General features: G+C 63.7%; 21 protein-coding genes. 2 read left to right on the top strand and 19 right to left on the bottom strand.

The features are described from left to right. Positions 1 to 568: 568 nt before the first annotated feature. The 7 genes from QD356_RS02065 to QD356_RS02035 form a co-directional block, all read right to left on the bottom strand. Complete coding sequence (locus tag QD356_RS02065; protein ID WP_192838476.1) at positions 569 to 2,311, bottom strand: protein adenylyltransferase SelO family protein; 1,743 nt, start codon at positions 2,309 to 2,311, stop codon at positions 569 to 571. After that, positions 2,304 to 4,361, bottom strand: coding sequence for an ATP-dependent helicase (locus QD356_RS02060; RefSeq protein ID WP_192838475.1), 2,058 nt, complete (start codon positions 4,359 to 4,361; stop codon positions 2,304 to 2,306). Before QD356_RS02060 ends, QD356_RS02065 begins: the two co-directional genes overlap by 8 nt. 57 nt (positions 4,362 to 4,418) lie before the next feature. Beyond that, a complete protein-coding gene (locus tag QD356_RS02055; protein ID WP_192838474.1) occupies positions 4,419 to 5,348 on the bottom strand; it encodes a glucosaminidase domain-containing protein in 930 nt (309 codons plus the stop codon). A 414-nt stretch (positions 5,349 to 5,762) separates the two neighbouring features. Beyond that, positions 5,763 to 7,646, bottom strand: coding sequence for a molecular chaperone HtpG (htpG, locus tag QD356_RS02050; RefSeq protein ID WP_192838473.1), 1,884 nt, complete (start codon positions 7,644 to 7,646; stop codon positions 5,763 to 5,765). 330 nt (positions 7,647 to 7,976) lie between these two features. Continuing rightward, a complete protein-coding gene (locus QD356_RS02045) occupies positions 7,977 to 9,152 on the bottom strand; it encodes a PaaI family thioesterase (protein WP_225996476.1) in 1,176 nt (391 codons plus the stop codon). Continuing rightward, positions 9,152 to 9,538 (bottom strand): MAPEG family protein, encoded by a 387-nt coding sequence (locus QD356_RS02040; RefSeq protein ID WP_153635312.1) that lies wholly within the window; start codon positions 9,536 to 9,538, stop codon positions 9,152 to 9,154. Before QD356_RS02040 ends, QD356_RS02045 begins: the two co-directional genes overlap by 1 nt. Positions 9,539 to 9,778: 240 nt before the next feature. Beyond that, positions 9,779 to 10,117: a YkvA family protein gene (locus QD356_RS02035; RefSeq protein ID WP_107335278.1), complete on the bottom strand. Its 339-nt coding sequence runs from the start codon at positions 10,115 to 10,117 to the stop codon at positions 9,779 to 9,781. 274 nt (positions 10,118 to 10,391) lie between these two features. Here QD356_RS02035 and QD356_RS02030 point away from each other — a divergent pair, with 274 nt between their 5' ends. Next, on the top strand, positions 10,392 to 12,374 hold the full coding sequence (locus QD356_RS02030) for a transglycosylase SLT domain-containing protein (RefSeq protein WP_279876633.1): 1,983 nt from the start codon (positions 10,392 to 10,394) through the stop codon (positions 12,372 to 12,374). A 141-nt stretch (positions 12,375 to 12,515) separates the two neighbouring features. On the opposite strand, the gene QD356_RS02025 is transcribed toward QD356_RS02030, so the two are convergent. The 8 genes from QD356_RS02025 to QD356_RS01990 all read right to left on the bottom strand — a co-directional run bounded on the left by QD356_RS02025 (position 12,516) and on the right by QD356_RS01990 (position 18,693). Then, entirely contained in the window at positions 12,516 to 13,598 is a 1,083-nt protein-coding gene (locus tag QD356_RS02025; RefSeq protein ID WP_192838472.1) for a hypothetical protein, read from the bottom strand. Positions 13,599 to 13,711: 113 nt separating this feature from the next. After that, positions 13,712 to 14,248 carry a hypothetical protein gene (locus QD356_RS02020; RefSeq protein ID WP_043335517.1) on the bottom strand — a complete coding sequence of 179 codons (537 nt, stop codon included), beginning with the start codon at positions 14,246 to 14,248 and terminating at the stop codon, positions 13,712 to 13,714. A gap of 67 nt (positions 14,249 to 14,315) precedes the next feature. Continuing rightward, on the bottom strand, positions 14,316 to 14,960 hold the full coding sequence (locus QD356_RS02015) for a LysE family translocator (protein ID WP_043335514.1): 645 nt from the start codon (positions 14,958 to 14,960) through the stop codon (positions 14,316 to 14,318). A gap of 300 nt (positions 14,961 to 15,260) precedes the next feature. Next, positions 15,261 to 15,845 (bottom strand): exopolysaccharide biosynthesis protein, encoded by a 585-nt coding sequence (locus QD356_RS02010; RefSeq protein ID WP_192838471.1) that lies wholly within the window; start codon positions 15,843 to 15,845, stop codon positions 15,261 to 15,263. A gap of 98 nt (positions 15,846 to 15,943) precedes the next feature. Further along, positions 15,944 to 16,657 carry a divalent cation transporter gene (locus tag QD356_RS02005; RefSeq protein ID WP_107335281.1) on the bottom strand — a complete coding sequence of 238 codons (714 nt, stop codon included), beginning with the start codon at positions 16,655 to 16,657 and terminating at the stop codon, positions 15,944 to 15,946. Next, entirely contained in the window at positions 16,657 to 17,082 is a 426-nt protein-coding gene (locus QD356_RS02000; protein WP_192838470.1) for a hypothetical protein, read from the bottom strand. The genes QD356_RS02005 and QD356_RS02000 overlap by 1 nt, the downstream gene beginning before the upstream one ends. A 127-nt stretch (positions 17,083 to 17,209) precedes the next feature. Then, positions 17,210 to 17,635 carry a TM2 domain-containing protein gene (locus tag QD356_RS01995; protein WP_192838469.1) on the bottom strand — a complete coding sequence of 142 codons (426 nt, stop codon included), beginning with the start codon at positions 17,633 to 17,635 and terminating at the stop codon, positions 17,210 to 17,212. A 218-nt stretch (positions 17,636 to 17,853) separates the two neighbouring features. Continuing rightward, a complete protein-coding gene (locus QD356_RS01990) occupies positions 17,854 to 18,693 on the bottom strand; it encodes an isopenicillin N synthase family oxygenase (RefSeq protein WP_192838468.1) in 840 nt (279 codons plus the stop codon). 247 nt (positions 18,694 to 18,940) lie between these two features. Between QD356_RS01990 and QD356_RS01985 the strand changes: the two genes are divergently transcribed. Continuing rightward, positions 18,941 to 19,144 carry a cold-shock protein gene (locus QD356_RS01985; protein WP_043335501.1) on the top strand — a complete coding sequence of 68 codons (204 nt, stop codon included), beginning with the start codon at positions 18,941 to 18,943 and terminating at the stop codon, positions 19,142 to 19,144. Between the two features lie 259 nt (positions 19,145 to 19,403). On the opposite strand, the gene QD356_RS01980 is transcribed toward QD356_RS01985, so the two are convergent. The 4 genes from QD356_RS01980 to QD356_RS01965 form a co-directional block, all read right to left on the bottom strand. Next, positions 19,404 to 19,952 (bottom strand): hypothetical protein, encoded by a 549-nt coding sequence (locus tag QD356_RS01980; protein ID WP_192838467.1) that lies wholly within the window; start codon positions 19,950 to 19,952, stop codon positions 19,404 to 19,406. A gap of 220 nt (positions 19,953 to 20,172) precedes the next feature. Next, entirely contained in the window at positions 20,173 to 20,622 is a 450-nt protein-coding gene (locus QD356_RS01975; RefSeq protein WP_107336621.1) for a nucleoside deaminase, read from the bottom strand. A gap of 82 nt (positions 20,623 to 20,704) precedes the next feature. Next, a complete protein-coding gene (locus tag QD356_RS01970) occupies positions 20,705 to 21,730 on the bottom strand; it encodes an SPFH domain-containing protein (RefSeq protein ID WP_043337056.1) in 1,026 nt (341 codons plus the stop codon). Positions 21,731 to 21,867: 137 nt separating this feature from the next. Then, the gene (locus tag QD356_RS01965; protein ID WP_192838466.1) at positions 21,868 to 22,323 is read right to left on the bottom strand and encodes an NfeD family protein; all 456 of its coding nucleotides are present in this window, start codon (positions 22,321 to 22,323) and stop codon (positions 21,868 to 21,870) included. Between the last annotated feature and the right edge of the window lie 11 nt (positions 22,324 to 22,334).

The following is a 22,334-nucleotide window of genomic DNA, read 5'->3' as shown; positions in this document are numbered from 1 at the left end:
CCAGCCTTGATAGGTTCATGGCGTCGTTCCTGTTGAGCGCTGATTCGCGCCATCCTGCCTGCCGGAGGCGCTTTCAGCGACGTTATTGCCTGTCACAGGTGAGACTTGCCTGAATCGCAAGCCGTGACTCACGCATGGCCAGAAGGCCTGACATCACCCGCGACACGATGAGTGTCCAGCATCAGTCTTTTCTTGTCGGTGCATCAGGGTCAAGCGCTGCATTGCAAAAAAAGCAATAAAATCAAGCATAAAGCTATCGTTATGGCAGCCATAACAGCCGCCTTATGCTGACAGGCGTCTTGCGACACTACCAAGTGACTGATTTGCAATGAGTTTACAAAAGGCACCCCACCAAGAATAGCTCAGCTTTGTGTTATGCATCGCATAATCTCGAGCTTATGGCTGCGACAGTGCCTGCCATGAAAAATGGGATACCGCCGCAGCAGTATCCCATTTTCGTGACGATGACTTGAGTGTCAGCGCGTGTTTCCTGCATTGCGCCAAGCGGATGTCCGGCCATGGCTTGCACTGTCAGCGAAGCAGTTCAGGCCCCCTCCATGAGAACCGCTCAGGACGAGCAACTCATGCAGATCGGCGCCGCATTCGCCGCCGGTGGCCGTGTCCAGTCATCGACGAGTTCGGCATCCACGCCCTGCGCCTGCCCCAGCTCCAGCGCCGCCTCCAGACTGCCCTCCTCGGGGCGGAAGAAAGGCGCCGTCAGACGCTGACGCAAGGCCTTGAGCGTAGTGTCATCACCCTGCTCGACCCGTGCGATCACCTCCAGCAGCAGATGCGTGCGCGGCACATAGAGCGGATTGCAGCCGAGCATGGCCAGGCGACGCTGGCGCTCATCCTCGGCGGAGAGCCCGATGGCCAAGACGCGCGCCTGATAGCGCGCGAGCCACGCCGAGGCTTCATCGCGCGCCTGGGCCGAGTTGCCATGCGGCCCACGCTCACCCGCCAGACGCACGACCAGCGTTTCCGGCGCGGGCTGCGTGACATCCCAATGACTGAGCAGACGGTAGGCATGGGTGTGGTCGACCTTGCCGGCCGCCAGCAGCTCGCGCCACTGCTGCACCAGCGTCATGTCCTCATCGCGCGCATCCGGCAACCCGAGACGCGCACGCATCAGGCGGGCATATTCACGCTGCAACTCGCCCTCGTAGGCGCCCAGCGCAGCGGAGAGCGCTTCGACATCGATCAGCGGCGACAGCGCGATCCCCAGACGCTCCAGATTCCATAGCCCGATGCCCGGTTGCTGGGCGAAACCATAGCGCCCGGCCTGATCGGTATGATTCGGCACCAGATTCTCTTCATAGCCATCGAGGAAGGCGTAGGGCCCGTAATCGAAGGTCAGCCCCAGCAGCGACATGTTGTCGGTGTTCATCACCGCATGCACGAAGCCGTAGGCCTGCCAGGCCGCGATCAGCTTTGCGGTGCGAGTGATCACTGTCTCGAACATGGCCAGCGCGCTGGTCACGCGCACCTGGTCTGTGAGGGGCTGGTCTGTGTGGGGCTGGTCTGCAAGCGGCTGGTCCGCCGCTGCCTGCGCGCCGCCTTCCGGCAGAGGTTCAGTCAGCTCCTTGGGCAGGCACTCAGACAGATGCTCAGGCAGGCACTCAGCAAAGTGCTCCCGCAGGGCGTGATCGATCAGTGTCTTGAGGTCTTCATGCCGGCCGGAATGGGCCAGCCACTCGAAGTGCCCGAAGCGCAGGTGGCTCTCGCAGACGCGCAACACGGTAGCGCCGGGCTCGACGGTCTCGCGCTGGACCCGCTCGGCATTCACCGCCAGCGCCAGCGCGCGGCTGGTGGGAATGCCCAGCGCGGCCATGTACTCGCTGGCCAGATACTCGCGCACGCTGGAGCGCACCACCGCCTGACCATCGCCGAAGCGCGAGTAAGGCGTACGCCCGGCGCCCTTGAGATGCAGATCGAAGGTCTTGCCGTGGTCGGTCTCAAGCTCGCCGAGGAGAATGCCACGCCCGTCGCCGAGCTGCGGGTTGTAGTGACCGAACTGATGGCCAGTGTATTTCTGGGCCAATGCGTCCATACCCGGCAGCAACTGCTCACCGGCCATCAAGAGGCGCAGCTGCTCGAGCGCCTCCTCGCTGGAGGCGTCAGAGGTCAAGGGCGTCTCCAGCCCCAGCAAGCGGGCGCAGTCAGGACTCACATCGGCAAGGCGCGTGCCTTGTCGCGGCTGCGGGGCGATACGCGTGAAGAAGTGCTCCGGCAGGCGGGCATAGCGATTGTTGAAGCGCAGCGCCGCCAGGTCGTGCACGTGCGCGGCGGGCGTAGGGGCAAACTCACTCATCAAGAGGCTCCGTCGGGCCGCCGGGGGTCGGCGACTCGCTGGGGGAAGAAGTGAACGCGGCGGCGTCGCTCGGGGTCAACAGGCTGCGCAGGCCGCCGGAGGGCCGCCCGGGCGGCAGCTTGCTGGCCATTTCATACAACTTGCGCGCCGTCGTGTCGGTGCGTGCCTGACGCTTGAGCGCCTGCAGGGCATCGTCGGAGTCCCGGGCATGGCCCAGGTGCTGATCATGAGCCAGGTGCTGAGCATGGCTGGCAGGAGCGCCCGAGGCTGGCGCCTGATCGCGCGTGCCAGCCGCAGCAGACGTGCCCTCAAGCGAGGTCTCATGCCGGCGCAGCAGCAGGCGCTTGCGCGGTGTCAGCGCCAACTCCGACAGGCGTGCCTTGCCCCACCACGGATGTGGCGCCTGCACGCCATGCGTGGACTCGCTCAGCCAGGCCTGCGGCAGTGCCTCGAGCAGAGGGAAGCGCTCACTCTCGCCCTGCGCCTGCCACCAGTGGCTCAGGCGCTCATTGAGCACCAGCAGCTGGCGTGCCCGCGTGGCGGCGGTGTAGCTGAGATTGGTTACCAGCACCTGATTGGGCAATTGCTGGCGCGCGCCTGGCAGTGCCAGATCATCGGCCAGCACCACGCAATCAAATTCGAGACCCTTGGCGCGGAACACCGTCCCCAGCATGACCGTGGGCAGCTCGACCGACTGCCCCCGCGAGTGAGCACTGACGATGGCGGCCTGCAGGTCGCCATCGTGCTTGCGCAGCTCCCCGATCCATTGATCGAGTGGCGCCTGGGCATACCAGGAGGCCAGCTCATGCAGGCTGCGCGCCTGGTGATCATCGAGACGCGTCAGCGCTCCCAGCACCTGCGCCGGGGTCTGACCGAGCCGTGTCAGGGAGGGGGGCAGCAGTCGCCACCACTCACGCTGACTCGCGCTGTCGCCCTGCTCGGCCATCTGGTGTGCGCGCCAGAGCCGCCAGTGATCCAGCAGCCCCGCCAGCGGATAGCCTTCGATGCCGTCCAGCCAAGCCACCGCGATGCCGCGCTGATGCAGTGACAGCGCCTCACCCAGCGCCGCCACCGGGCCGGCACTGATCACCGCATGGCGCTTGCCGGAGTGCAGCAATGCCTCACGCACCGCAGGCAGCGCCAGACGGGTCGCCGGGCCGAGGCCGCTCATGGCCTGCTCGCGGGCGGTGGGCGAACAGGCCGCCAGCCGCGTGCCCAGCGCCGCCAATGCCGGTCCGAAGCGCCAGGCACCGGGCAGCGAGTAGACGGTGGCATCGGCCAGCAGCGGCGAATCCAGCGAGCTCATGCCTTCCACCTGACGCGACAGGCTCTGATGCGGGTCGCCGATCAGCAGCAGGTCGCAGCGCTGGCGACGCAACATGGCCAGCAACGCTGGCGTGGCGTCCTGCGCCTCATCCAGCATCACCAGGTCGGCCTCCAGCGACTGGCCATGCTGCGACCACAGCTTGAGCAAGGCGTTGAACGACAGGCTCTGCTGGTGATCGGCGGGGTCCAGCAGGCACTCCCACACCAGTCGCATGCTCTCGACCAGCTGGCGCAGCTCATTGGCGCTCAGCCGTTGTGCCACGCCTTCGGGCAGGTGCTCAGGCATCGGCACCGCGTCGCTCTCGGCGAAGAAGGTGTTCAGGCCCTGGGCGATCAGGCTGCGCGACTGGCTGGAAAGACTGCCCAGCCAGCTGAGGCTCTGCGGCGCCAGACGGCGCGTGATGTCGGGCTGCCGCTTGAGCTTGTCGCCGTACTCCTCCATCAAGGCCTGGCGTGCCAGCTGATGCAGCGACAGCGACTGGACATTGGCAGGCAGCTGACTGGCAGTCCGCCCGGCCACCGCCGGGTTGAGCGAGGTGTAGATGAGGGTCTCGTCGGCATAGGTACGCGCCAGCTCGACCATCAGCACGGTCTTGCCGCTGCCGGCACAGGCACGCACCACCACGCAATCGCTGTGCTCGGCGCTGTTGGCCGGCGTGCGATCGCGCAGGCGCGAGGGAAAGGGATGGGCGAGAATTCGCCGTTGATCATTGCTCAGGTGCATGGCGGCATGATCCCCCCTGTCAGCGCGGGGGGCAAGACCTTCGCTGCGCGATCATGACTAGGACAGGGCGCCATTGGCCGCGAGGCGCTCACGCACGGTACGCATCAGGCCACGATTCCAGCGCAACAGATCATAGAGCGTGGTGAAGTAGGCATTGCCCCGCGTCGAGTAGGCACTCAACGTCGGGATGAGGTCTTCGGCGCGCACCGGCTGGCCCGCGTTGCGCAGACGCCCGCGCAGCTCACGTAGCTCGGCATAGCTGCGCTGGGAGTTGAGGTTGTCGAAATAGGCGGCGATACCCGCCTCCAGGCTCTCGAAACGCCGATATTCACGCCCCGGCGGCCCGATACCGCAGCCGCGCGAGAAGCAGCGCATGCCGAACAGATTGTTGCCCTCACGGGCATGGCCCGACGTCCCCCAGCCCGACTCCTCGATGGCCTGCACCAGCACCATGTCCAGCGGCAGGGTATCGATGCGCAGCAGCAGGCGCGTCCAGCTGACGCCGATGTCCTCGCGCGTGACGTCACAGGGCAGATTGGCCTGATCACACAGGCCGTTGAGACGCTCCTGCTCGCGCTCGCTGTAGTCACGCCCTCCGTCCCCGGCGCGCTTGCGCATCGCCAGCAACCAGTCGCGCTGCTCGGCGATGCGCTGATTCTCGGCCACCACCAGCGGAATCATCAGCTCGAAGAATGCGACCTTGCGCTTGTTGCCCGCGGGATAGGGTCGCAGGTCCGGCATCTGATGGGTCCTGTCACGGGCCAGCAGCTCATCATCCAGCCGCGCCGCCTGCGCCATCGAGCCCAGCCCCATCATCAGCAGCAAGGCGGCGCTGACCAGACGAACAGAGCCCAGACGAACAGAGCCCAGACGAACAGCGCCCAGACGGACAGGGTTCAGGCGCCGCGACCAGGCCCTCGAAGACAGCCGTGGCAGGCCACGCACTCCGCCAGTCAGCCAATCCGCAGAGAAAGGTAGGTAAGTCATGTGCTGCGCTCATCGAGAGGGATGCAGTAGCAAGACGCGAGATACCATCAGCATATCTCATGAGGCTGCATGAAACCCTAAAAACGCGTGGGCGAGAAGATGGCGCGGTTGGCCAAGCGAGGAAAGACACGGCAAGCCCTGTCATCCGTCACCGACAGACCGCCAGGCGATGCCGCCTTTCGCGCCACTGACGCGGCGCGCGCTCTGCGCTCCCTGCGCTTCCTGCCCTTTTTCCCTTTCCCCTTCAACCCTCCCTTACCGCCTTCCTGCCCTTCCTGCCCGTCAAGCCCTGCACCTCGCACTGGACGCTATCGCTGACGACACACCCAACGCAAAACGCCCCCGCAGCATAGGCTGCGAGGGCGTCGTTGCGGACATGCTTGATCAAGCCAGTGGCTCAATCGTTCCGCCGTCTCAGGCGCTGAGCATGCTGTTCAGGCGGCGCACGTAAGCGGCCGGATCTTCCAGCGCACCGCCTTCGGCGATGATGGCCTGATCGAGCAGCACGTGTGCCAGATCGGTGAAGTAATCGCCTTCACCGCCTTCCAGACGCGTGACCAGAGCGTGCTCCGGGTTCAGCTCGAGAATCGGCTTCACTTCCGGCAACGGCTGGCCAGCGGCTTCCATCATCTTGCGCATCTGGTAGCCCATCTCGTGCTCCGGCAGCACCACGCAGGCCGGGGAATCGGTCAGACGGTGCGTGATGCGCACTTCCTGAACGTTCTCGGCCAGCGCTTCCTTGACGCGCTTGACCAGATCTTCCTTGGCCTTGGCGGTCTCTTCCTGGGCCTTCTTCTCTTCTTCGTTCTCGACATCGCCGAGATCGAGATCGCCCTTGGCGACATCCGCGAAGGACTTGCCGTCGAACTCGGTGAGGTGGCTCATCAGCCACTCGTCGATGCGGTCGGTCAGCAGCAGGACTTCGATGCCCTTCTTGCGGAAGATCTCGAGGTGCGGGCTGGACTTGGCGGCATTGAAGCTGTCGGCGACCAGATAGTAGATCTTGCTCTGGCCTTCCTTCATGCGCTCGACGTACTGGGCCAGAGACTGGTCCTGGGTCGCGCTGTCGGTCTCGGTGGTGGAGAAGCGCAGCAGCTCGGCGATCTTCTCGCGGTTGGCGAAGTCTTCCGCCGGGCCTTCCTTGAGCACGGAGCCGAACTGGTTCCAGAAGGTCTGGTACTGCTCGGGATCCTTGGCCAGCTTCTTGAGCATGTCCAGGCCACGCTTGGTCAGCGCGGACTTGAGCTTGTCGACCTGCGGGTCCTGCTGCAGCAGTTCGCGCGAGACGTTCAGCGACAGGTCGTTGGTGTCCAGCACGCCCTTGATGAAGCGCAGGTACAGCGGCAGGAACTGCTCGGCGTCGTCCATGATGAAGACGCGCTGCACGTAGAGCTTCAGGCCACGCGCGGCGTCACGCTGGTAGAGGTCGAACGGCGCACGGCCCGGCACGAACAGCAGGCTGGTGTACTCGAGCTTGCCCTCGACCTTGTTGTGGCTCCAGCTGAGCGGGTCGGAGAAGTCATGCGAGACGTGCTTGTAGAAGTTCTTGTACTCCTCGTCGCTGACCTCGGACTTGGAGCGCACCCACAGCGCGGTGGCGGAGTTGGCGGTTTCCCAGTGGACCTGCTCGTTGCCTTCCTCGTCCTTCTCGACGCGCTTCATGCGCACCGGCAGTTCGATATGGTCGGAGTACTTGGTGACCAGGTTGCGCAGACGATAATCGTCAGCGAACTCGATGGCATCGTCCTTGAGGTGCAGCACGATCTCGGTACCGCGCTCGGCGCGCTCGATGTCTGCGACGCTGAACTCGCCTTCGCCACGCGAGGTCCACTCGACACCCTGGTCAGCGCCCAGGTCGGCGCGACGGGTGCGCACGGTGATCTCGTCGGCGACGATGAAGCCGGAGTAGAAGCCGACCCCGAACTGACCGATCAGACGCGAATCCTTCTGCTGGTCACCCGACAGGTTCTTCATGAACTCGGCGGTGCCGGAGCGTGCGATGGTGCCCAGGTTGGCGACCACATCGTCACGGCTCATGCCGATGCCGTTGTCACGCAGGGTGATGGTCTTCGCCTCGGCATCGTGCTCGATCTCGATGCGCAGTTCGCTGTCGTTGCCGTAGAGGGCATCGTTGTCCAGCGCCTGGTAGCGCAGCTTGTCGCAGGCATCCGCCGCGTTGGAGACCAGCTCGCGCAGGAAGATCTCGCGGTTGGAATACAGCGAGTGGATCATGAGGTGAAGCAGCTGCTTCACTTCAGTCTGGAAGCCATGCGTTTCGGTGTGAGTGGCGGTCGTCATCGAAAAGGACCTCTATGTCGTGGATGCCTGAAAAGAAGATTCGCGGTGGCCAGAGCGCCCCCGCAACAATGGAACCGGCTCGCCGACGCCTGCCTTTCTTGGGCGGCAGATCGAAGGAAGCACTCGTGGATCAGATATGGGGCAAGGGTGAGGGATTTCAAGGCACTAGCGACAGATGATTGCGCCATGCGCGCCAGGCATGTGCCACGGAAACCCCAAGCGGCTCCCTGGGGTAGTAGCGAAAGGAGCCAACGAAGGAAGCCAACGGAGAGATAGCCATCAGGGAGGCGCTTTCGAGTGTGATGCCTGCGGAGCAGGCATCACCTGCCATCACGGGGAGGCGAGTGATTCCAGCACGAAGTGCATGCGCGCGCTGGCGACCGGTTGCTCGCGGGATTTCTGCCAGGCGCTGACGCGCACATTGGTCATGCGCCGACCTTCACGCATCACTTCACAATCGATGCGCGTCACCTGATCGCCGCGCGCCGTGGCCAGATAGTCGATGGAGAAATCGATCAGCTTGGGCAGGCGCGCTTCACGCCCGCCGCGCCCATGCCGCCTGAGCACCTCAAGCGTCGCGGCGGTTTCCATCGCCGCGGCCAGCACGCCGCCATGCACCGCCGGTAGCATCGGGTTGCCGACATTGTCGGGCATCGCCGCCATGGAATAGCTCAGCGCCTGCTCAGGATGCAGCTCGACATCACTGGCCGCGCCCGCCTGCTGCCCGTCAATGGCACACAGCCCAAGCCCGATCGCCTGCGCGTAGGGCAGACTCGCCAGCAGCGCCGCCAGGTCAGCGTGAGTGCGCTGCCCTTCGACGAAACGCCGCGCACTGAGCAGGCCGCGCGGGTTCTGGGCATCGCGCGGCGCCTGCGGCTCGGTTTTCTCGCCTGCTGGCTGTGCAGCCTGTTCTGACTGCCCCAGCGGTTCCGACTCGTCCATGGAGGGATTCGCGGAGGCTTGAGTATTGGCCGCCGCCAGCAGCGCCTCGGCAAAACCGCTGGGCGTATTGCGCTCGCCGAGCCTGACGAAGTTGCCGATCGCACGACACAGGATCTTGCCCGGCTGCTGCCAGATCTGCGCCTCGGTAAACACCATCGATTCCGTGACCCGCAGCACGCGCGCCTCGCCCACCAACGCCAGGCCCTCGACGCCGGGTCGGTAGTGATCGAGGCGCAGATCCAGCGTCGGGCAGACTTCCGGTGCCGACAGCCCCGTGAGCACGGCACTGCCGCACAGCGTATCGGCGAACATGGTCAGCACACCGCCATGTACCAGCCTGCGGTGCGGATCGCCGATCAAGGCCGGTTGCCACGGCAGCTGCATACGGATGGCCGGCGCGGCGACCTCCTCGACCCTGACGTTCAAGCGCGCCGTGTGCGGAATGAAGCTCAGAAATCCGGTCAGCGCCCGCGCCCAGCTGGCGTCATCCAATACGCCACCCGCAGCCGGCACGTCAGCGGGATTGACGGCCAGCCCCAGCAGGCTCTGCGGCACTGCAGGCATCACATCCACAGCGGCATCGCCATCAACGTGAGGGAGACCAGATAGCCGGCGCCCCACAAAAGGGAGCGCAACGGGGCGATGTTGGCCAGATAGCAGCCCCAATAGCCCAGACGTACCAGCACGAAGATCACCGCCAGCGTGGTCGCGATGGGCGCGCCCGGCGCGGTGATCACGCTGACCAGCACCCCGGCGGCAAACAGCGGAAAGGCTTCGATGGTGTTCTGGTGCGCGGCGAGCGCGCGGGCCCCGAAGCCCGTCAGTTCACGCTGCTGTGCGCGCGGATCGTGGTTGTCGTAGCGTCCGGTTCGCTGTTGCGCCCAGGCGACCGGCACCTTGGTCAGCACCAGCATCAGTGCCGCAAACAGCAGGCAGGCATAGATCAGCATGCAGAATTTCCTTGAAAGGCGTTGTTCAGGGCGTTGCCACAGCGGCGCGTCTCGTTTGTGAACAAACGGTGCGCCGCCCTGTGATAAACGGCAGATCAGACACTGACGGCGCGCCATTCAAACTGGTGTTTGATAGCGTGTCACGAGCATGGCAGGGTCGCGGCGTCCCTGCCATGCGGCCAATGGCCAGTGCCAGCCGTCAGGGCTGGTAGAGGAATGGTGTTTCCACGCTGCACGCCTTCAGGGAGTCGGCGGCTCGGAGGGATCAGGTTCGGGAATCTCGCCACGCCACAGGCGATAGTCGGCCAGCGCATCATCGAGCTTGCCGAGCAACCAGGTCACGATCACCAGATCATCGAGAATCCCCAGCCCCACCAGCAGATCCGGGATCAGATCCAGCGGCGAGACCAGATAGATGAAGGCGCCGGCCGCCAACCCCAGCGCCTTCCACGGCACTGGGCGATAACGTCCGCTCACCACGTCGCGCAGCAAGGGCCCCATGGTGCGCAAGGCGGCGCCTGCCTTGCCCAGCACATGTCGGCGGCCAAACAATCGCGTCAACCATAATGCCTTGCCCATAGTGGACTCCTCACGGGTAGCACAAATTTCATTCACTGAGCTTTTCATCTTCGCGGCAGCACAGCCGCGATATCACTCTCGGATAATTCACTATCAGTATCAGATGGTGCTGTTATTCAGCGCCGACCACTGCCACGATAGCCACTATCGTTACTGAATCGGCAACCCCTGATAGCCAATATCGGGGCACTTGTTCAACATCGGGGCACTGAACCGCCACCACAAGGTCGCAGCCAGTCCACGCCCCCTTTACTGACAGTCGCAGGAGTCCCAGGTGACACCAGGCAAGCAAACACTCCGACCCCGTGGCAGCCGTCGCTTCGCGGCGCTGCGGCACCTCACCGGCCTAGGCCTGCTGTTGGGACTGAGCCTGCCCCTGCAGGCCGCCACTCCCAGTGACCAGAGCTTCCGCGCCGCCTTCGATGATGCACGCGCCAAGCGTTTTGACGAGATTCAGCAGGTCGCCGTCAATGGCCACGTGCTGGAGGGCTACATCGAGTATCACCAGCTCAAGGCCCGCCTGCCGTACGCCACCGCCGCGGAAGTGCTGTCCTTCATCGAGCGTCACGCAGACTCGCCGTTGGCCGAGTGGATGCGAGGCCAGGCGATCTCCGCCTACGGGCGCACCGGCCGTCATGATGCCCTGCTGGAAGTCAGCGATGGCGTGCCGGCGGGCGCGCAGCGCCAGTGCTATTACTACACGGCGCAGCTGAGCAATGATGTCGCGAGCGCATCGCAAGGCGGCCTGAAGCTCTGGCATGTGTCCGGCTCGCAGGACTCGGCCTGTGATCCGTTGTTCTCGGCGTTGCGCGAGCGTGGCGTGATCGATGATCAAGCCATCTGGGAGCGCGCCATGCTCGCCTGGGCTGCCGGCCAGGGTGGCATGGTCAGCTATCTCGAGCGCCAGCTGCCCAGCAGCTGGCAGCGGGCCATCGCGGCACGCGAACAGCTGGAGGGCAACTTTGCCGCCATCACGCGCCTGCCGACCAACCTCGGCCACGGCGGCCATGCCTTCGCCGCCTTGAGCGTCGCCGCCATGCATGGCTTCGTGCGTGCCGACACCGAGGCCGCGCTGGAAGCCTGGCGCAAGGTGAATCCGCACATGCCGATGAGTGATGAACAACGCCACACCGTCGAACGCGACCTGGCCTGGTATTCACTGGTACGCGACATCCCCAACAACCGCGGCTGGGTCGATCAGCGCCTGACCATCCTCGATGACGAGGAGCTGTTCGATCTGCGCATGCGCAACGCGGTGCGCGATGGCGACTGGCCGCAGGTGCGTGAATGGGTGTTGAAGATGCCGGACCGCTTCCGCAATGAAGCCCGCTACCAGTATTGGCTGGGGCGTGCCGATGACAGCCTGGGTCGCCCGCAGGAAGCACGCGCCGCCTGGACGCGCGCCGCGACCGAGCGCAACTTCTACGGCTTCCTGGCCGCCGACCGTATCGGGCAGGCGTATTCGCTCAATCGCGATGACCAGGACTTCTCCGACGCGGAACTGGCCGAGGTCGCCGAGACGCCGGCCGTCAAGCGTGTCAGGGCGCTGATGAACATCGACGAGATCGGTCTGGCTCGCTCCGAGTGGTTCAACGCCGTCACCCAGGCGGATGACGCCGATGCACGCCGTCTCGCAGCCTATGCACTGCAGCAGAAATGGTATGACCTGACCGTCTTCGCCACCATCCGCGGCCAGCTGTGGGATGGCCTTTCCTGGCGCTTCCCGCCGGCCTGGCAGCAGGACTTCCAGCGCTTCGGTGCCGATGCCGGCGTCGACCCGTGGATGCTGATGGCACTCGCGCGTCGCGAGAGCGCCTTCAACCCCACCGCCACCTCGCCGGTGGGCGCACGCGGCCTGATGCAGCTGATGCCGGGCACCGCCGCTCAGGTCAGCCGCGGCCTGGGGCTACCCACGCCCAGCAACGCGGCGCTGGGTGATCCGGTCACCAATATCCGTCTTGGCAGCACCTATATCCGCGAGATGCTGGACCGCTACTCCGGCAACCGCCTGGCCGCCGCCGCGGCCTACAACGCCGGGCCGGGGCGCGTCGATCGTTGGCTCGCCGACACCCCGGGCGAATACGACCGCTTCGTCGAGCGTATCCCCTTCAAGGAGACCCGCGAATACGTCAAGGCCGTGCTGGCCTACCGCGTGATCTTCGAAAGCCTGGCCAAGGGCACCAGCGAGGGCGTCAAGGTGGTCAGCGACCGAGAAGTCAGCCAGCGCTACACCACCGCCCTGGTGGATCGCCGCTGAGCCGAGCAGCATCCAGCAACGAAAACGCCAGCCCCTTGGGGCTGGCGTTTTCGTTTCCATGGCATCAGGGCGCATGGCGTCATGGCCCATGGCATCAGAGCTCATTGCGCCCTTCAGCCATTCTTTCAGTCATTCGTTCAGTCAGTCATCGCGACGTGGACGAATGGCGGGCGAGACCCCTGACTGGCTCTCGCCCTTGGCTTCGCCCGGTCGCGAGGCAGCCACGCCATTGCCGAACGGCGGCTTCTGCTGAGGGGTATACCGTCCCAGCGCCTCGGCATAGCTCAGAGGTCGCCCTTCATCGCCTCCCTTGCCCTTGCCACGCCAGCCCTGGCGCTTGCCGGGAGCGCCCTGGGGCTGTGGTGCGTCGTCATGGGCCTGAGATTCCGCATAGGGCTGAGATGCCGCATGGGAGCGAGGCGCATAGGGCTGAGACGCCCCCTCGCCCTCAGACTCGCTGCCCGGGTATGCCTGCGACACCACCGGCTCCGATGCCGCTCGGCCGGAATAGGCCAGAGGCTGGGAGCGCGTGACGCGCGGTGTACGCATCATTCGCACCATCAGCCAGACCGCCAGTGCCCAGCAGAGCGTCCCCAGCACGCCATAGACGATCATCGCCCAGACATTACCGGGGCGGTGGCCGGCATTGATGATGATCACACGCGACAGATCGATATCGGGCCAGCGCTCGGCCAGAAGGGAGCGCTCATCGCCCGGCAGGTCCGTCTCGGCGTGCAATACGGTGCCGAACAGGCCATCGGGGAACTCGATCAGCGGCGGCACGTTTTCCAGGCTCTGCACGGAGTCGGTTCGCACCAGCACGCCCATGCGCTCGATGCGCGGCCATTCTTCCGAGGGAATGCCATCGATGCCCCCGAAGGCGCGTGACAGACCGGCCAGCTCCAGCAGATAGGGATTCATGTCAGAGATGACCGGATAATAGAGCGTCTCGATGCGGCGCCCCCCGTCTGCATTGGCATCGAGGCGGAAGGTCTCGGTGTGCTCGCGATAGACCGCCCAGTGATTGCGCAACGAGACGAACTGATTGACCGGCAGATTGCCCTGCTCCACCGACTCGAGATTCAGCGTTTCGGGGCGCGTGGTCACGCGACCGACCCAGCGCCCCTCATCGACGGCGTACAGCCAGGCCGCTATCCCGGCGACCACCAGCACCACGGCACTCAACCCGCCCAGACGGCGACGAAGGGTATGTGAAAGACTCATCCGATTGCGTTCCCTGCCAATGCCAGCCTTGATGGGCCGGTCTTCATGTCATGAATGCAGCACTGTACCGCTGCTGTCGTTGGCTCGGGCAGGCATGAGCACCGGCCCGGGCATCATTGTTGTTCGAGCCGTGCTGCCAATCGATTGCTCTTGTCGCAGTAGCGTTGCCGCAGACGCAGGATCTCCAGAGAATTCGAGGACAGGGCATCCAGCACGTAGCGGTTGCAGGCCTGCTCGGCTTCTCGATGCGCCGCTTCCAGCGCCTTGCGCGCCTTGCGCTCTGCCGGCGTCATGCCCGCATAGGGGTCGCGCCGGGGCTTGAAGGTCGCTGCGGCCTTGCAATACATGGTGCGGGTGTCGATATGCGCCGCCCGTCCCCGGCGCTGCAAGGCATGACAGGTCTCGACGAACAGTCGGCTGGCCATGCGCGAGCACTCGCGCTGCTCGACGGCGGTACCGGTCTTTTCCAGATGTGCACAGACCGATTCATCATCGATGCGCCACAGCTGGTGGCGGAAGTCGATGGTGTAACCGTAGTAAAGCACCCGTACCTGCTGTACGCGGGAATCGTAGACATCACTGATATCCCGAGCCTCCAGGTGCGTGACGACCTTGAGAAAGGCCGCCAGTGTCAATGTCACAGGATCCATGTGTCATCAAGGATACGAACCGTCATCCCATGCGCTCCGTTGCGATGTTGGCAGTGGCCGCTCATCCCTAGCGGCCTAGCGCCAGCCGTGCCCCCAGCAGCACCATGACGGACCCGGTGATGCCTTCCATCCAGCAGGCGACCCGCGGCCTTGCCAGCCAGCGCCCTGCACCACCGACCATCAGCGCCACGCTGATCTGCCAGAGATTGGCGATCACGAAGTGGACACCCGCCAGCCACAATGACTTGAGCACGGCCGGGTCGGTCGGCGCGATGAACTGCGGCAGAAAGGCCATGTAGAACACCACCGTCTTGGGATTGAGCACATTGGACAGGAAGCCCTCACGCAGCGGCAGCCAGCACGATACCTGCTGCCGTGTCACGCTGACGTCGACATTCAGCCCGCGCGCGCGCCGCGCACTCTTGAGACTCTTGATGCCCAGCCAGATCAGATAGCCCGCCCCGACCAGCTTGAGGGCCGAGAACGCCCATGCCGACTGCAACAGGATCAGCGAGATGCCCGCCGACGACACCAGCGCGTGCACGAAGAGACCGGCACAGATCGCGAGACTGGTGAGCACGCCGTCACGCAGGCCACCGCGCGAGGTATTGCGAATCACCAGCAGGGTGTCGACCCCGGGCGTGACCGTCAGCAAGGTGATGGCCACCACGAAGGACCAGAAGGCAGCATCGAACTGGATGAAATCAAACATGACGAACGTCCTTGCGACAGACCCGCTTCAGTAGCCGAATTCGTGCCCCCATGGCACTGAACAGGCGACCAGTCTAGGCGAGCACGGCCAGCCTGCAAAGCCATCCCCATCAAGATGACAGCCTGGTTTGCCTCTGAATGGTGCACTTCAGTCTTTTGTCTTACTGCGTTGCTACATAACGGCGCAGGCGCTCTCATGAGCCCGCAGCTGATGGCCTGCAGAAGCCATCTCGCGTCATCAAGGATACGAGCCTCGACTCCTAAAATACGCTGCGTCGCTGTTGAGCGACCAACGCAGCCTTCAACCTACCAACCAGAACCCCGTGGCGATATCCAGCAGCAGCACCAGCAAGGCCAGCAGGATGATCAAGCCATCTTCCCCGATCAGCCCCAGTCCCAGCAGCAGCAAGGTTGCCGCCGGCAAGGCCGCGGCGAAGGGCACTAGCTCCAGCGGCACCATAGCCGTGGCCAGCAGGATGGTCAGCGCCGCGATACCGCGATAGGCAATGCCGCGCGTCATGAAGCTCAGGCGTGGCTTGAGCAGACGATCGAGGCGTCGTGTCCAGGGCCTTGCCCGCTCGACGCCATGGGTCAGGCGTTGATGCTCGAAACTGAAGCACGCCAGCCGGCGTGGCAACCACGGCATCTTGCGCCCCAGCAACAGTTGACCCGCGATCAGCACGATGAACAGCGCACAGGTCGTCGGTACCCCGGGGATCGCCCCGGTCGGCAGCAGTACCAGCAAGGCAGGCAATACCAGCAAGGGGCCGAAGCCCCGGGAGTTGAAGTGCTCCAGAATGTCGCCCAGCGAGATATCCCCTTCGATCTCGCGGTCCAGCTCTTCCAGCAACCCCGTGAGGTTGCCTTCATTGGCGTGCTTGCTCATGCGAGCTCCCTATCGGGAAGATGACAGAGGGTGTGAAGGTCTCGAGCCGTGGCGAGTCAGCTGGTGCCGCCCCGCCACGGTGAATCGTCAGCTGATCGTCAGCCGACCAGGCGATCACCCAGCATGCCGATCATGAACCCCAGCGAGGCGCCCAATGGCGGTGACCAGTGATGCGCCACCCGCGACTGGGGCGCAATGTCCTGGAAGACGAGGTAGAGAATGCCGCCGGCGGCGAAGGCCATCAGTCCGCCCAGCACGCCCGGCGCATCCGCAAGCCACAGATGGCCGGCCAATGCCGCCAGCGGGCCCAGCAGAGACAGCAGCACGAAGGCCCCGAGCCCCTGACGCGCCGTCAGCCCGGCCCCTTCCAGCTCACGATAGGCATTGAAGCCTTCCGGCAGGTTCTGCACCGCGATGAACAGTGCCAGCAGCATCGCCGCGGCGGGAGAGGCAGAGGCCAGTGCGCCCAGCGCGATCGCCTCGGGGATGAAGTCCATCAGCATCGCCAGCAACTGGCCCTTGGCGCCGCCACCGCGCGCCAGCCAGCGGTCCAGTTGCATGAAGATCAGCGCGCCCAGCAGAAACAGCCCCAACAGCGCCGCGATGGACAGCGCCTGCATGGCATGCGGCACCAGCACCAATGACACGGCGGCCAACAGAATACCGCCGCCGAGCGCGGTGATCCCCGCCAGCCAGCTGCGCTTGACGTGACTCTCGTGACTGCGCTCCAGCTGGGCGATCACGCCACCCAGCGGGATGCACAACCCGGCAGCCCAGGCGAGCGCCACCATGGTCCACGGAATCGATGCCATCATGCTGTCGTCGGGGCTGCAGGACTCGGTCGCGCGCCCAGCACACGCATCAACAGGCTGGTGCCGACACCCCAGGCGCCATTCAGGATCAGGCCACCGACCACCATCAGCGGCGCGACCTCGATCCCCTTGAGCGGAAAGACGACCAGCATGGCCACGGCCGTCGGGCCGACTGCACCGAAGACGAGGCTGATCAGCCAATGGCTGACGCCGGTCCTGCGACGCACCAATGCCCACAGCGGTAGCCCCCACAGCCCGCCCCAGAAGGCCAGCGAGAGCACTGATGGAACGCCCAGCGGCCCGGTAGGCGTCATGTTGTAGGGCGCCCTGGGCAGAATATCGGCCAGATAGAAGAGCCCGAAGAGGCCCTGATGGAAGATCAGAGTCGCCAGAAAGGCGGCGATGAAGGCTTTCAACCAGATCATGTTCACTTCCTTGTCGTCATGTTGATGAAAACATCCGAGCCCCAGCACATTAGAACATGCGAAAACTCGTCACTGCCTTTCCTGCTACGTCACTTTCGTCCCGCTGGATGCAACGCAGGCGTGATCTCTAGCGCTGGGTGGCCGGCGTCTGCTCGGCATGGCGCAGCGATATCTGGTCATTGAGTGTCCAGAAGTCATACAGCACGCCGATGAAGAACAGCCCACCGGTGCACAGGTAGAGCAAGCCGGTCAGCCACTTGCCCATGTACATGCGGTGGATGCCGAACACGCCCAGGAAGGTGAGCAGAATCCAGCTCAGCGAGTAATTGATCGGGCCTTCGCGAAAACGGAAGTCCGCCTCGCGGTCCATCGCCGGAATCAGGAACAGGTCGATCAACCAGCCGATGCCCAGCAACCCGAAGGTGAACAGCCAGATGGTGCCGGTGACCGGCTTGCCATAGTAGAAACGGTGCGCGCCGAGGAAACCGAAGATCCACAGCAGATAGCCCATGGTCTTGGAATGCGTGTCCTGTACAACAGGCGATGTGGTCATCAGTGAAGCCTTAGCCGCGATGCGGCAGATCATGATTGCGAATACTGTCAATGCGGTCTTGGCGCCGATGAATCAAGCCTTCTGCCGCCAGAGGCCACGCCCGGAAACGACAACGCCACCCGCGCACTGGCGCGGATGGCGTCGGATCAGCAGGTATCTCTTCATCGCTCCCGGGAGCGAAAGCCAGGCCGGGAACGAAAGCCAGGCCGCAGCCGACGCTAGATGACGCCCAGCTCGCGCAGACGTTCCTTGAGGTAGGAGTCCGCCGTGTGCTTGTCAGACAGTACCACTTCGGGGCGCGGATGCAGGAACAGCGGCAGCGACAGGCGTGACTGGCTGGAGCCCTCGCCGGTCGGGTTGATCACGCGGTGCGTGGTCGACGGGAAGTAGCCACCACTGGTCTCCTGGAGCATGTCGCCAACATTGATGACCAGCTGACCCGGATCACAGGGCACGTCCATCCACTCGCCATTGACGTCCATCACCTGCAGGCCCGGCTCGTTGGCTGCCGGCAGCACGGTCAGCAGATTGATGTCTTCATGCGCCGCGGCACGGACGGCGCCCGGCTCTTCACTGCCGGTCATCGGCGGGTAGTGAAGCACGCGCAACAGCGTCTGACCGCTGTCCTTGATCATGTTGGAGAGCGGTTCACGGTAGAGCTCGGCCACTTCGGCAGGTGAATGGGCCTCGACCCAGCTCAGAAGCTCTGCTGCAAAGGCTTCGGCCTGGCGGTAATACTCCATGGCATTCTCGCGCAGGCTGTCCGGAATCTTGCCCCACGGATAGATGTGGTAATACTCCTTGAGATCACGCGCCGTATGGCCCTTGGCGGTCTCGGAGACATCTGCCGGGAACAGTCCATCCTGGGTCTTGGGGTCGAAGCGCCAGGCAAGCTTGTCGGCGCTGGAGAAGAATTCGGCCCATTCGGCGTAGATCTTCTCGACCAATTCATGAGAGATCGGGTGATTGCGGATGACACCGAAGCCCGTCGTGCGTAGGGATTCGACAAATTTTTCGGCTGCATCGGCCGAGCGGTAATCTACGTTCTGGACCTTCATGGCATTTCCATCTATGTTGGCTCTGTGTGAGCATCCTACTTGAGCCGGAAGGAGTCGCCAATACGACAACTTTCTGTTCGAATGGAAGCGAGCACGTGCAGCCTAGGCTGCATGCGTAGGTCAAGCAGGAAAGGATGTCGTCGCTGGACGCAACGCGTCTCTCTGGTGGAATTCCCCCTAGCCGCACCAACGCACTCTGGTCTGATGGGCAGACCACCAACATCATCTCGTAAGCAAGGAAAGAATCATGGCAACTGGCACAGTCAAGTGGTTTAACGACACCAAAGGTTTCGGCTTCATTTCTCCGGACGACGGCGGCGACGACCTGTTCGCGCACTTCTCTGAAATTCAGGCAGAAGGCTTCAAGTCCCTGCAAGACGGTCAGAAGGTTTCCTTCGACGTCACCCAGGGCAAGAAAGGCCTTCAGGCCGCAAACATCAAGCCGGTCTGATCTTCTCGATCAGCCTGGTCAGGCCGCCCTCACCGGCGCTCTGATGATGGCAGCAAGACAGTCATGGAAAAGCCCGCCTTCCGGCGGGCTTTTTTGTGGCCAGGCCTTGGCCTGACTCACGCTTATCGAAGAGTCGCCATCAACAAGAACGCCGCGACCCAAAGGGGCGCGGCGTTCTTGTATCGGCGGCCGTGTCACTCGCACTCAGCCAGTGACACGGCTTGCGACAGGCATCACGCCAGCATTCGCTGGCCAGTGATTACTGCTGCGCTTCGTCGATGGACTCGTTGGCATCCTGCTGCGCAGCGTTGATCTTCTCGTTCGCTTCGGCAGCAGCGTTGTCGCCAGACTGCTCAGCGGAGTCGGTCAGCTCGGCAGCCTGCTCCTTGGTGGAGTCATAGGCGTTCTTGGCAGCATCGGCAGTGGCGTCAGCAGCGTCGTTGACACCTTCCTTGGCAGACTCATAGGTCTCGGAAGCAGCGTTCTTGGTCGCGTCGAGGGCGCTTTCGCTCTCGGCAGCAGCTTCATCGCCCATGGCATCGGCGGATTCGGCAGCGTCGTCAGCCATGTTGTCGGCCTTGTCAGCAGCGTCATCCATCTCTGCGGCCGCTTCGTCAGCTGCCTCGTCCATCTTCTCGGCAGCGGCGTCAGTCGCTTGATCGGCGCTCTGTTCAGCCTGCTCGGCGCTCTGCTCGGCAGAAGTCTCGGCGTTCTGGGCAGCTTTGTCAGTATCGCCGTTATCGCAACCAGCGATGGCCAGAGACAGGCCAGCGGCCAGTGCGGGAATCATCCATTGCTTGAGTTTCATCGTCTTCTCCATGATAGGTGGGGAGTTGCCAGCCCCTGTTTCCTGCAAGTGGCATTGCAACAAAGGTCGTGTAGTCATGCAAGCGAAAGCGTGGCTTGGCGCCTGATACCCAAGACATGGTGCCAGACCGACAGCTTTTCAAGCATTCCGCCCTTTTCACAGCAGAATAGTGTTAACGAACACCATTTTCCATCAGCTACCACCAAAAACCGCGCCGCGATCACTCACCGATATCTTCGTTCCAGACGTCCGGCTGCTCGCGAATGAAGGTCGCCATCAGCTCGCGGCAACGCGCGTTGTCGACCACGTCGACCTTGACGCCCAGGCCACGCAGGTGGTCTTCCGCGCCCATGAAGGTGTGGTTCTCACCAACCACGACATGCGGGATACCGTAGAGCTGGATGGCACCGCTGCACATCGGGCACGGTGACAGCGTGGTATAGAGCACGGATTCACGATAGACGCTGGCCGGCAGGCGACCGGCGTTTTCCAGTGCATCCATTTCACCATGCAACACCGTGCTGCCCTTCTGCTGGCGCTGATTGTGGCCACGACCGATGATCTTGCCATCATGGACGAGTACCGAGCCGATCGGCACGCCGCCAGCCGCATAGCCCTTTTCCGCCTCTTCAATGGCGGCCTGCAGGAAGCGCTCATGATCGGTAGTCATTGCTGTCATCGTCTTGCTCCAGATGCGGTGAATATTCAGTGGAGCGGCAGCCTACTGCCACTCACTGCTCGGCACAATACACTCAGCCCAGGCCCGCTTCGCCGGTCATCATCTGACGGGCGCGTCGCAGCCCTTCATTGCTGGCATTGGTGGGCTCGCCGACTTCAGTGGCAAGCTCGCGGAAACTGCCCATGGCACCCAGCAAGGCAGAGGCCTCGTAGGGGATGAAGACGCGATCACCTTCGCGCGCCATGTCCGGCAGCACCTGCAGATATTTCTGCCCCAGCATGTAGCCGACCACCAGCTGCGGGTCTTCCGCACCGATGGCATCGCGCAGCTGATAGATGGCCTGACGCTCACCTTCGGCGCGCAGAATCGCGGCCTGCTTGTCACCCTCGGCGCGCAGTACCGAAGACTGCTTCTCGCCCTCGGCGGTCGCGATGGCAGCTTCGCGCTGGCCATTGGCCTCGGTCACCGTGGCGCGACGCTTGCGCTCGGCCGCCATCTGCAGCCGCATGGCGTCCTCGACTTCCTCGGGCATGCTGATGTCCTGGATCTCGACGCGCGTCACCTTGACGCCCCACTTGTCACCGACTTCATCCATGGTGATCTGTAAGGCGTCGTTGACCTCCTTGCGGCTCTCGAAGAGCTTGTCGAGCTCCATGCGACCGATCTCGGAGCGCAGGCTGGTCTTGGCCAGGACCTCGACGGCCTGGGTGAAGTTCTCGACTTCATAGACGGCGCGCTTGGGATCGACGATCTGGAAGTAGAGCGCGCCATTGACTGTCACGGTGACGTTGTCCGTCGTCACCACGCTCTGGCCGGGGAAGTCCATCACCGTCTCGCGGCGATCGATGCGCGTCTCCTCCACCACCAGCGGCAGGTTGTCGCCCTTGACCTCACGATAACGGCGAATGGTGATGGAGCGCGGCTTGTCGATGAACGGAATCACCAGATTCACGCCGGATTCCAGTGTGCGGCTGTAGCTGCCGAGGCGTTCGATGACGACGGCTTCTGACTGCTGGACGATCATCAATCCCTTGGCCAGCAGGATTACCACCAGCGCCAGTATGAAAAGAATGATGATGAGTCCCGGACTGATAATCATATTGCTCAACTCCCTTGAACTGGGCCGTATCCGCAAGCCCTTGTGAAATATCCGATCACGCTTGATCCGCTGCCACCACGACCGCGCCGTCGAGCCGCGATCTCATGGCGTCTTTGTGCAGTTTCCTTCGAGACAGACTACTTCGAGACCGATTCCTTCGAGACAGGCTCGACACAGACGGTGATGCCTTCGACGCTGACGATCCTGACCGTGTCCCCCGCTGTCGGCGGCGTCTCCCCCTCCCAGCGTAGCGGATACTCATTGCCTGACACGCGCACGGCAGGTTTGCCGCCGTTGCCGATGATCACCTTGGCCAGCTGCCCGGTCTCCGCGCCGCTGCCCAGGGTACCGTAGGGCGTCTTGGGCAACAGATAGGGATGGATCTTGCGCACGAACAGCGGCACCAGCACCAGGGCCGTGATCGCGACGCTGATCAACTGGATGTTTAGCCCCGCCCCCAGCCCCGCCGCCAGAGCGCCCCCGAGGGCACTGACACCCAGTGCCAGCAGCACGAACTGCGCGCCCAGCAGCTCAAGCCACGCCAGAATCAGCGCGAGGATGACCCAGATATGCCACGCCGCCAAACCGACCATGCAATCACTCC

Origin of the sequence: Cobetia sp. 2AS (assembly GCF_029846355.1) — a bacterium.
GTDB lineage: Bacteria > Pseudomonadota > Gammaproteobacteria > Pseudomonadales > Halomonadaceae > Cobetia > Cobetia amphilecti.
Note: the sequence above shows the minus strand (reverse complement) of the source record. Positions and strands in the feature narration are given on the sequence as shown.

Bases quoted from the DNA above. Each gene is read 5' to 3' on its own strand.
- QD356_RS01990 (WP_192838468.1), bottom strand. From the start codon at position 18,693: ATGAAGGTCCAGAACGTAGATTACCGCTCGGCCGATGCAGCCGAAAAA.
- QD356_RS01980 (WP_192838467.1), bottom strand. From the start codon at position 19,952: ATGAAACTCAAGCAATGGATGATTCCCGCACTGGCCGCTGGCCTGTCT.
- htpG (WP_192838473.1), bottom strand. From the start codon at position 7,646: ATGACGACCGCCACTCACACCGAAACGCATGGCTTCCAGACTGAAGTG.
- QD356_RS02025 (WP_192838472.1), bottom strand. From the start codon at position 13,598: ATGAGTCTTTCACATACCCTTCGTCGCCGTCTGGGCGGGTTGAGTGCC.
- QD356_RS02015 (WP_043335514.1), bottom strand. From the start codon at position 14,960: ATGTTTGATTTCATCCAGTTCGATGCTGCCTTCTGGTCCTTCGTGGTG.
- QD356_RS02005 (WP_107335281.1), bottom strand. From the start codon at position 16,657: ATGGCATCGATTCCGTGGACCATGGTGGCGCTCGCCTGGGCTGCCGGG.
- QD356_RS01970 (WP_043337056.1), bottom strand. From the start codon at position 21,730: ATGATTATCAGTCCGGGACTCATCATCATTCTTTTCATACTGGCGCTG.
- QD356_RS01995 (WP_192838469.1), bottom strand. From the start codon at position 17,635: ATGACCACATCGCCTGTTGTACAGGACACGCATTCCAAGACCATGGGC.
- QD356_RS02045 (WP_225996476.1), bottom strand. From the start codon at position 9,152: ATGCCTGCAGTGCCGCAGAGCCTGCTGGGGCTGGCCGTCAATCCCGCT.
- QD356_RS02060 (WP_192838475.1), bottom strand. From the start codon at position 4,361: ATGCACCTGAGCAATGATCAACGGCGAATTCTCGCCCATCCCTTTCCC.
- QD356_RS02000 (WP_192838470.1), bottom strand. From the start codon at position 17,082: ATGATCTGGTTGAAAGCCTTCATCGCCGCCTTTCTGGCGACTCTGATC.
- QD356_RS02035 (WP_107335278.1), bottom strand. From the start codon at position 10,117: ATGGGCAAGGCATTATGGTTGACGCGATTGTTTGGCCGCCGACATGTG.
- QD356_RS01985 (WP_043335501.1), top strand. From the start codon at position 18,941: ATGGCAACTGGCACAGTCAAGTGGTTTAACGACACCAAAGGTTTCGGC.
- QD356_RS01975 (WP_107336621.1), bottom strand. From the start codon at position 20,622: ATGACTACCGATCATGAGCGCTTCCTGCAGGCCGCCATTGAAGAGGCG.
- QD356_RS02065 (WP_192838476.1), bottom strand. From the start codon at position 2,311: ATGAGTGAGTTTGCCCCTACGCCCGCCGCGCACGTGCACGACCTGGCG.
- QD356_RS02020 (WP_043335517.1), bottom strand. From the start codon at position 14,248: ATGGATCCTGTGACATTGACACTGGCGGCCTTTCTCAAGGTCGTCACG.
- QD356_RS02055 (WP_192838474.1), bottom strand. From the start codon at position 5,348: ATGACTTACCTACCTTTCTCTGCGGATTGGCTGACTGGCGGAGTGCGT.
- QD356_RS02040 (WP_153635312.1), bottom strand. From the start codon at position 9,538: ATGCTGATCTATGCCTGCCTGCTGTTTGCGGCACTGATGCTGGTGCTG.
- QD356_RS01965 (WP_192838466.1), bottom strand. From the start codon at position 22,323: ATGGTCGGTTTGGCGGCGTGGCATATCTGGGTCATCCTCGCGCTGATT.
- QD356_RS02010 (WP_192838471.1), bottom strand. From the start codon at position 15,845: ATGAGCAAGCACGCCAATGAAGGCAACCTCACGGGGTTGCTGGAAGAG.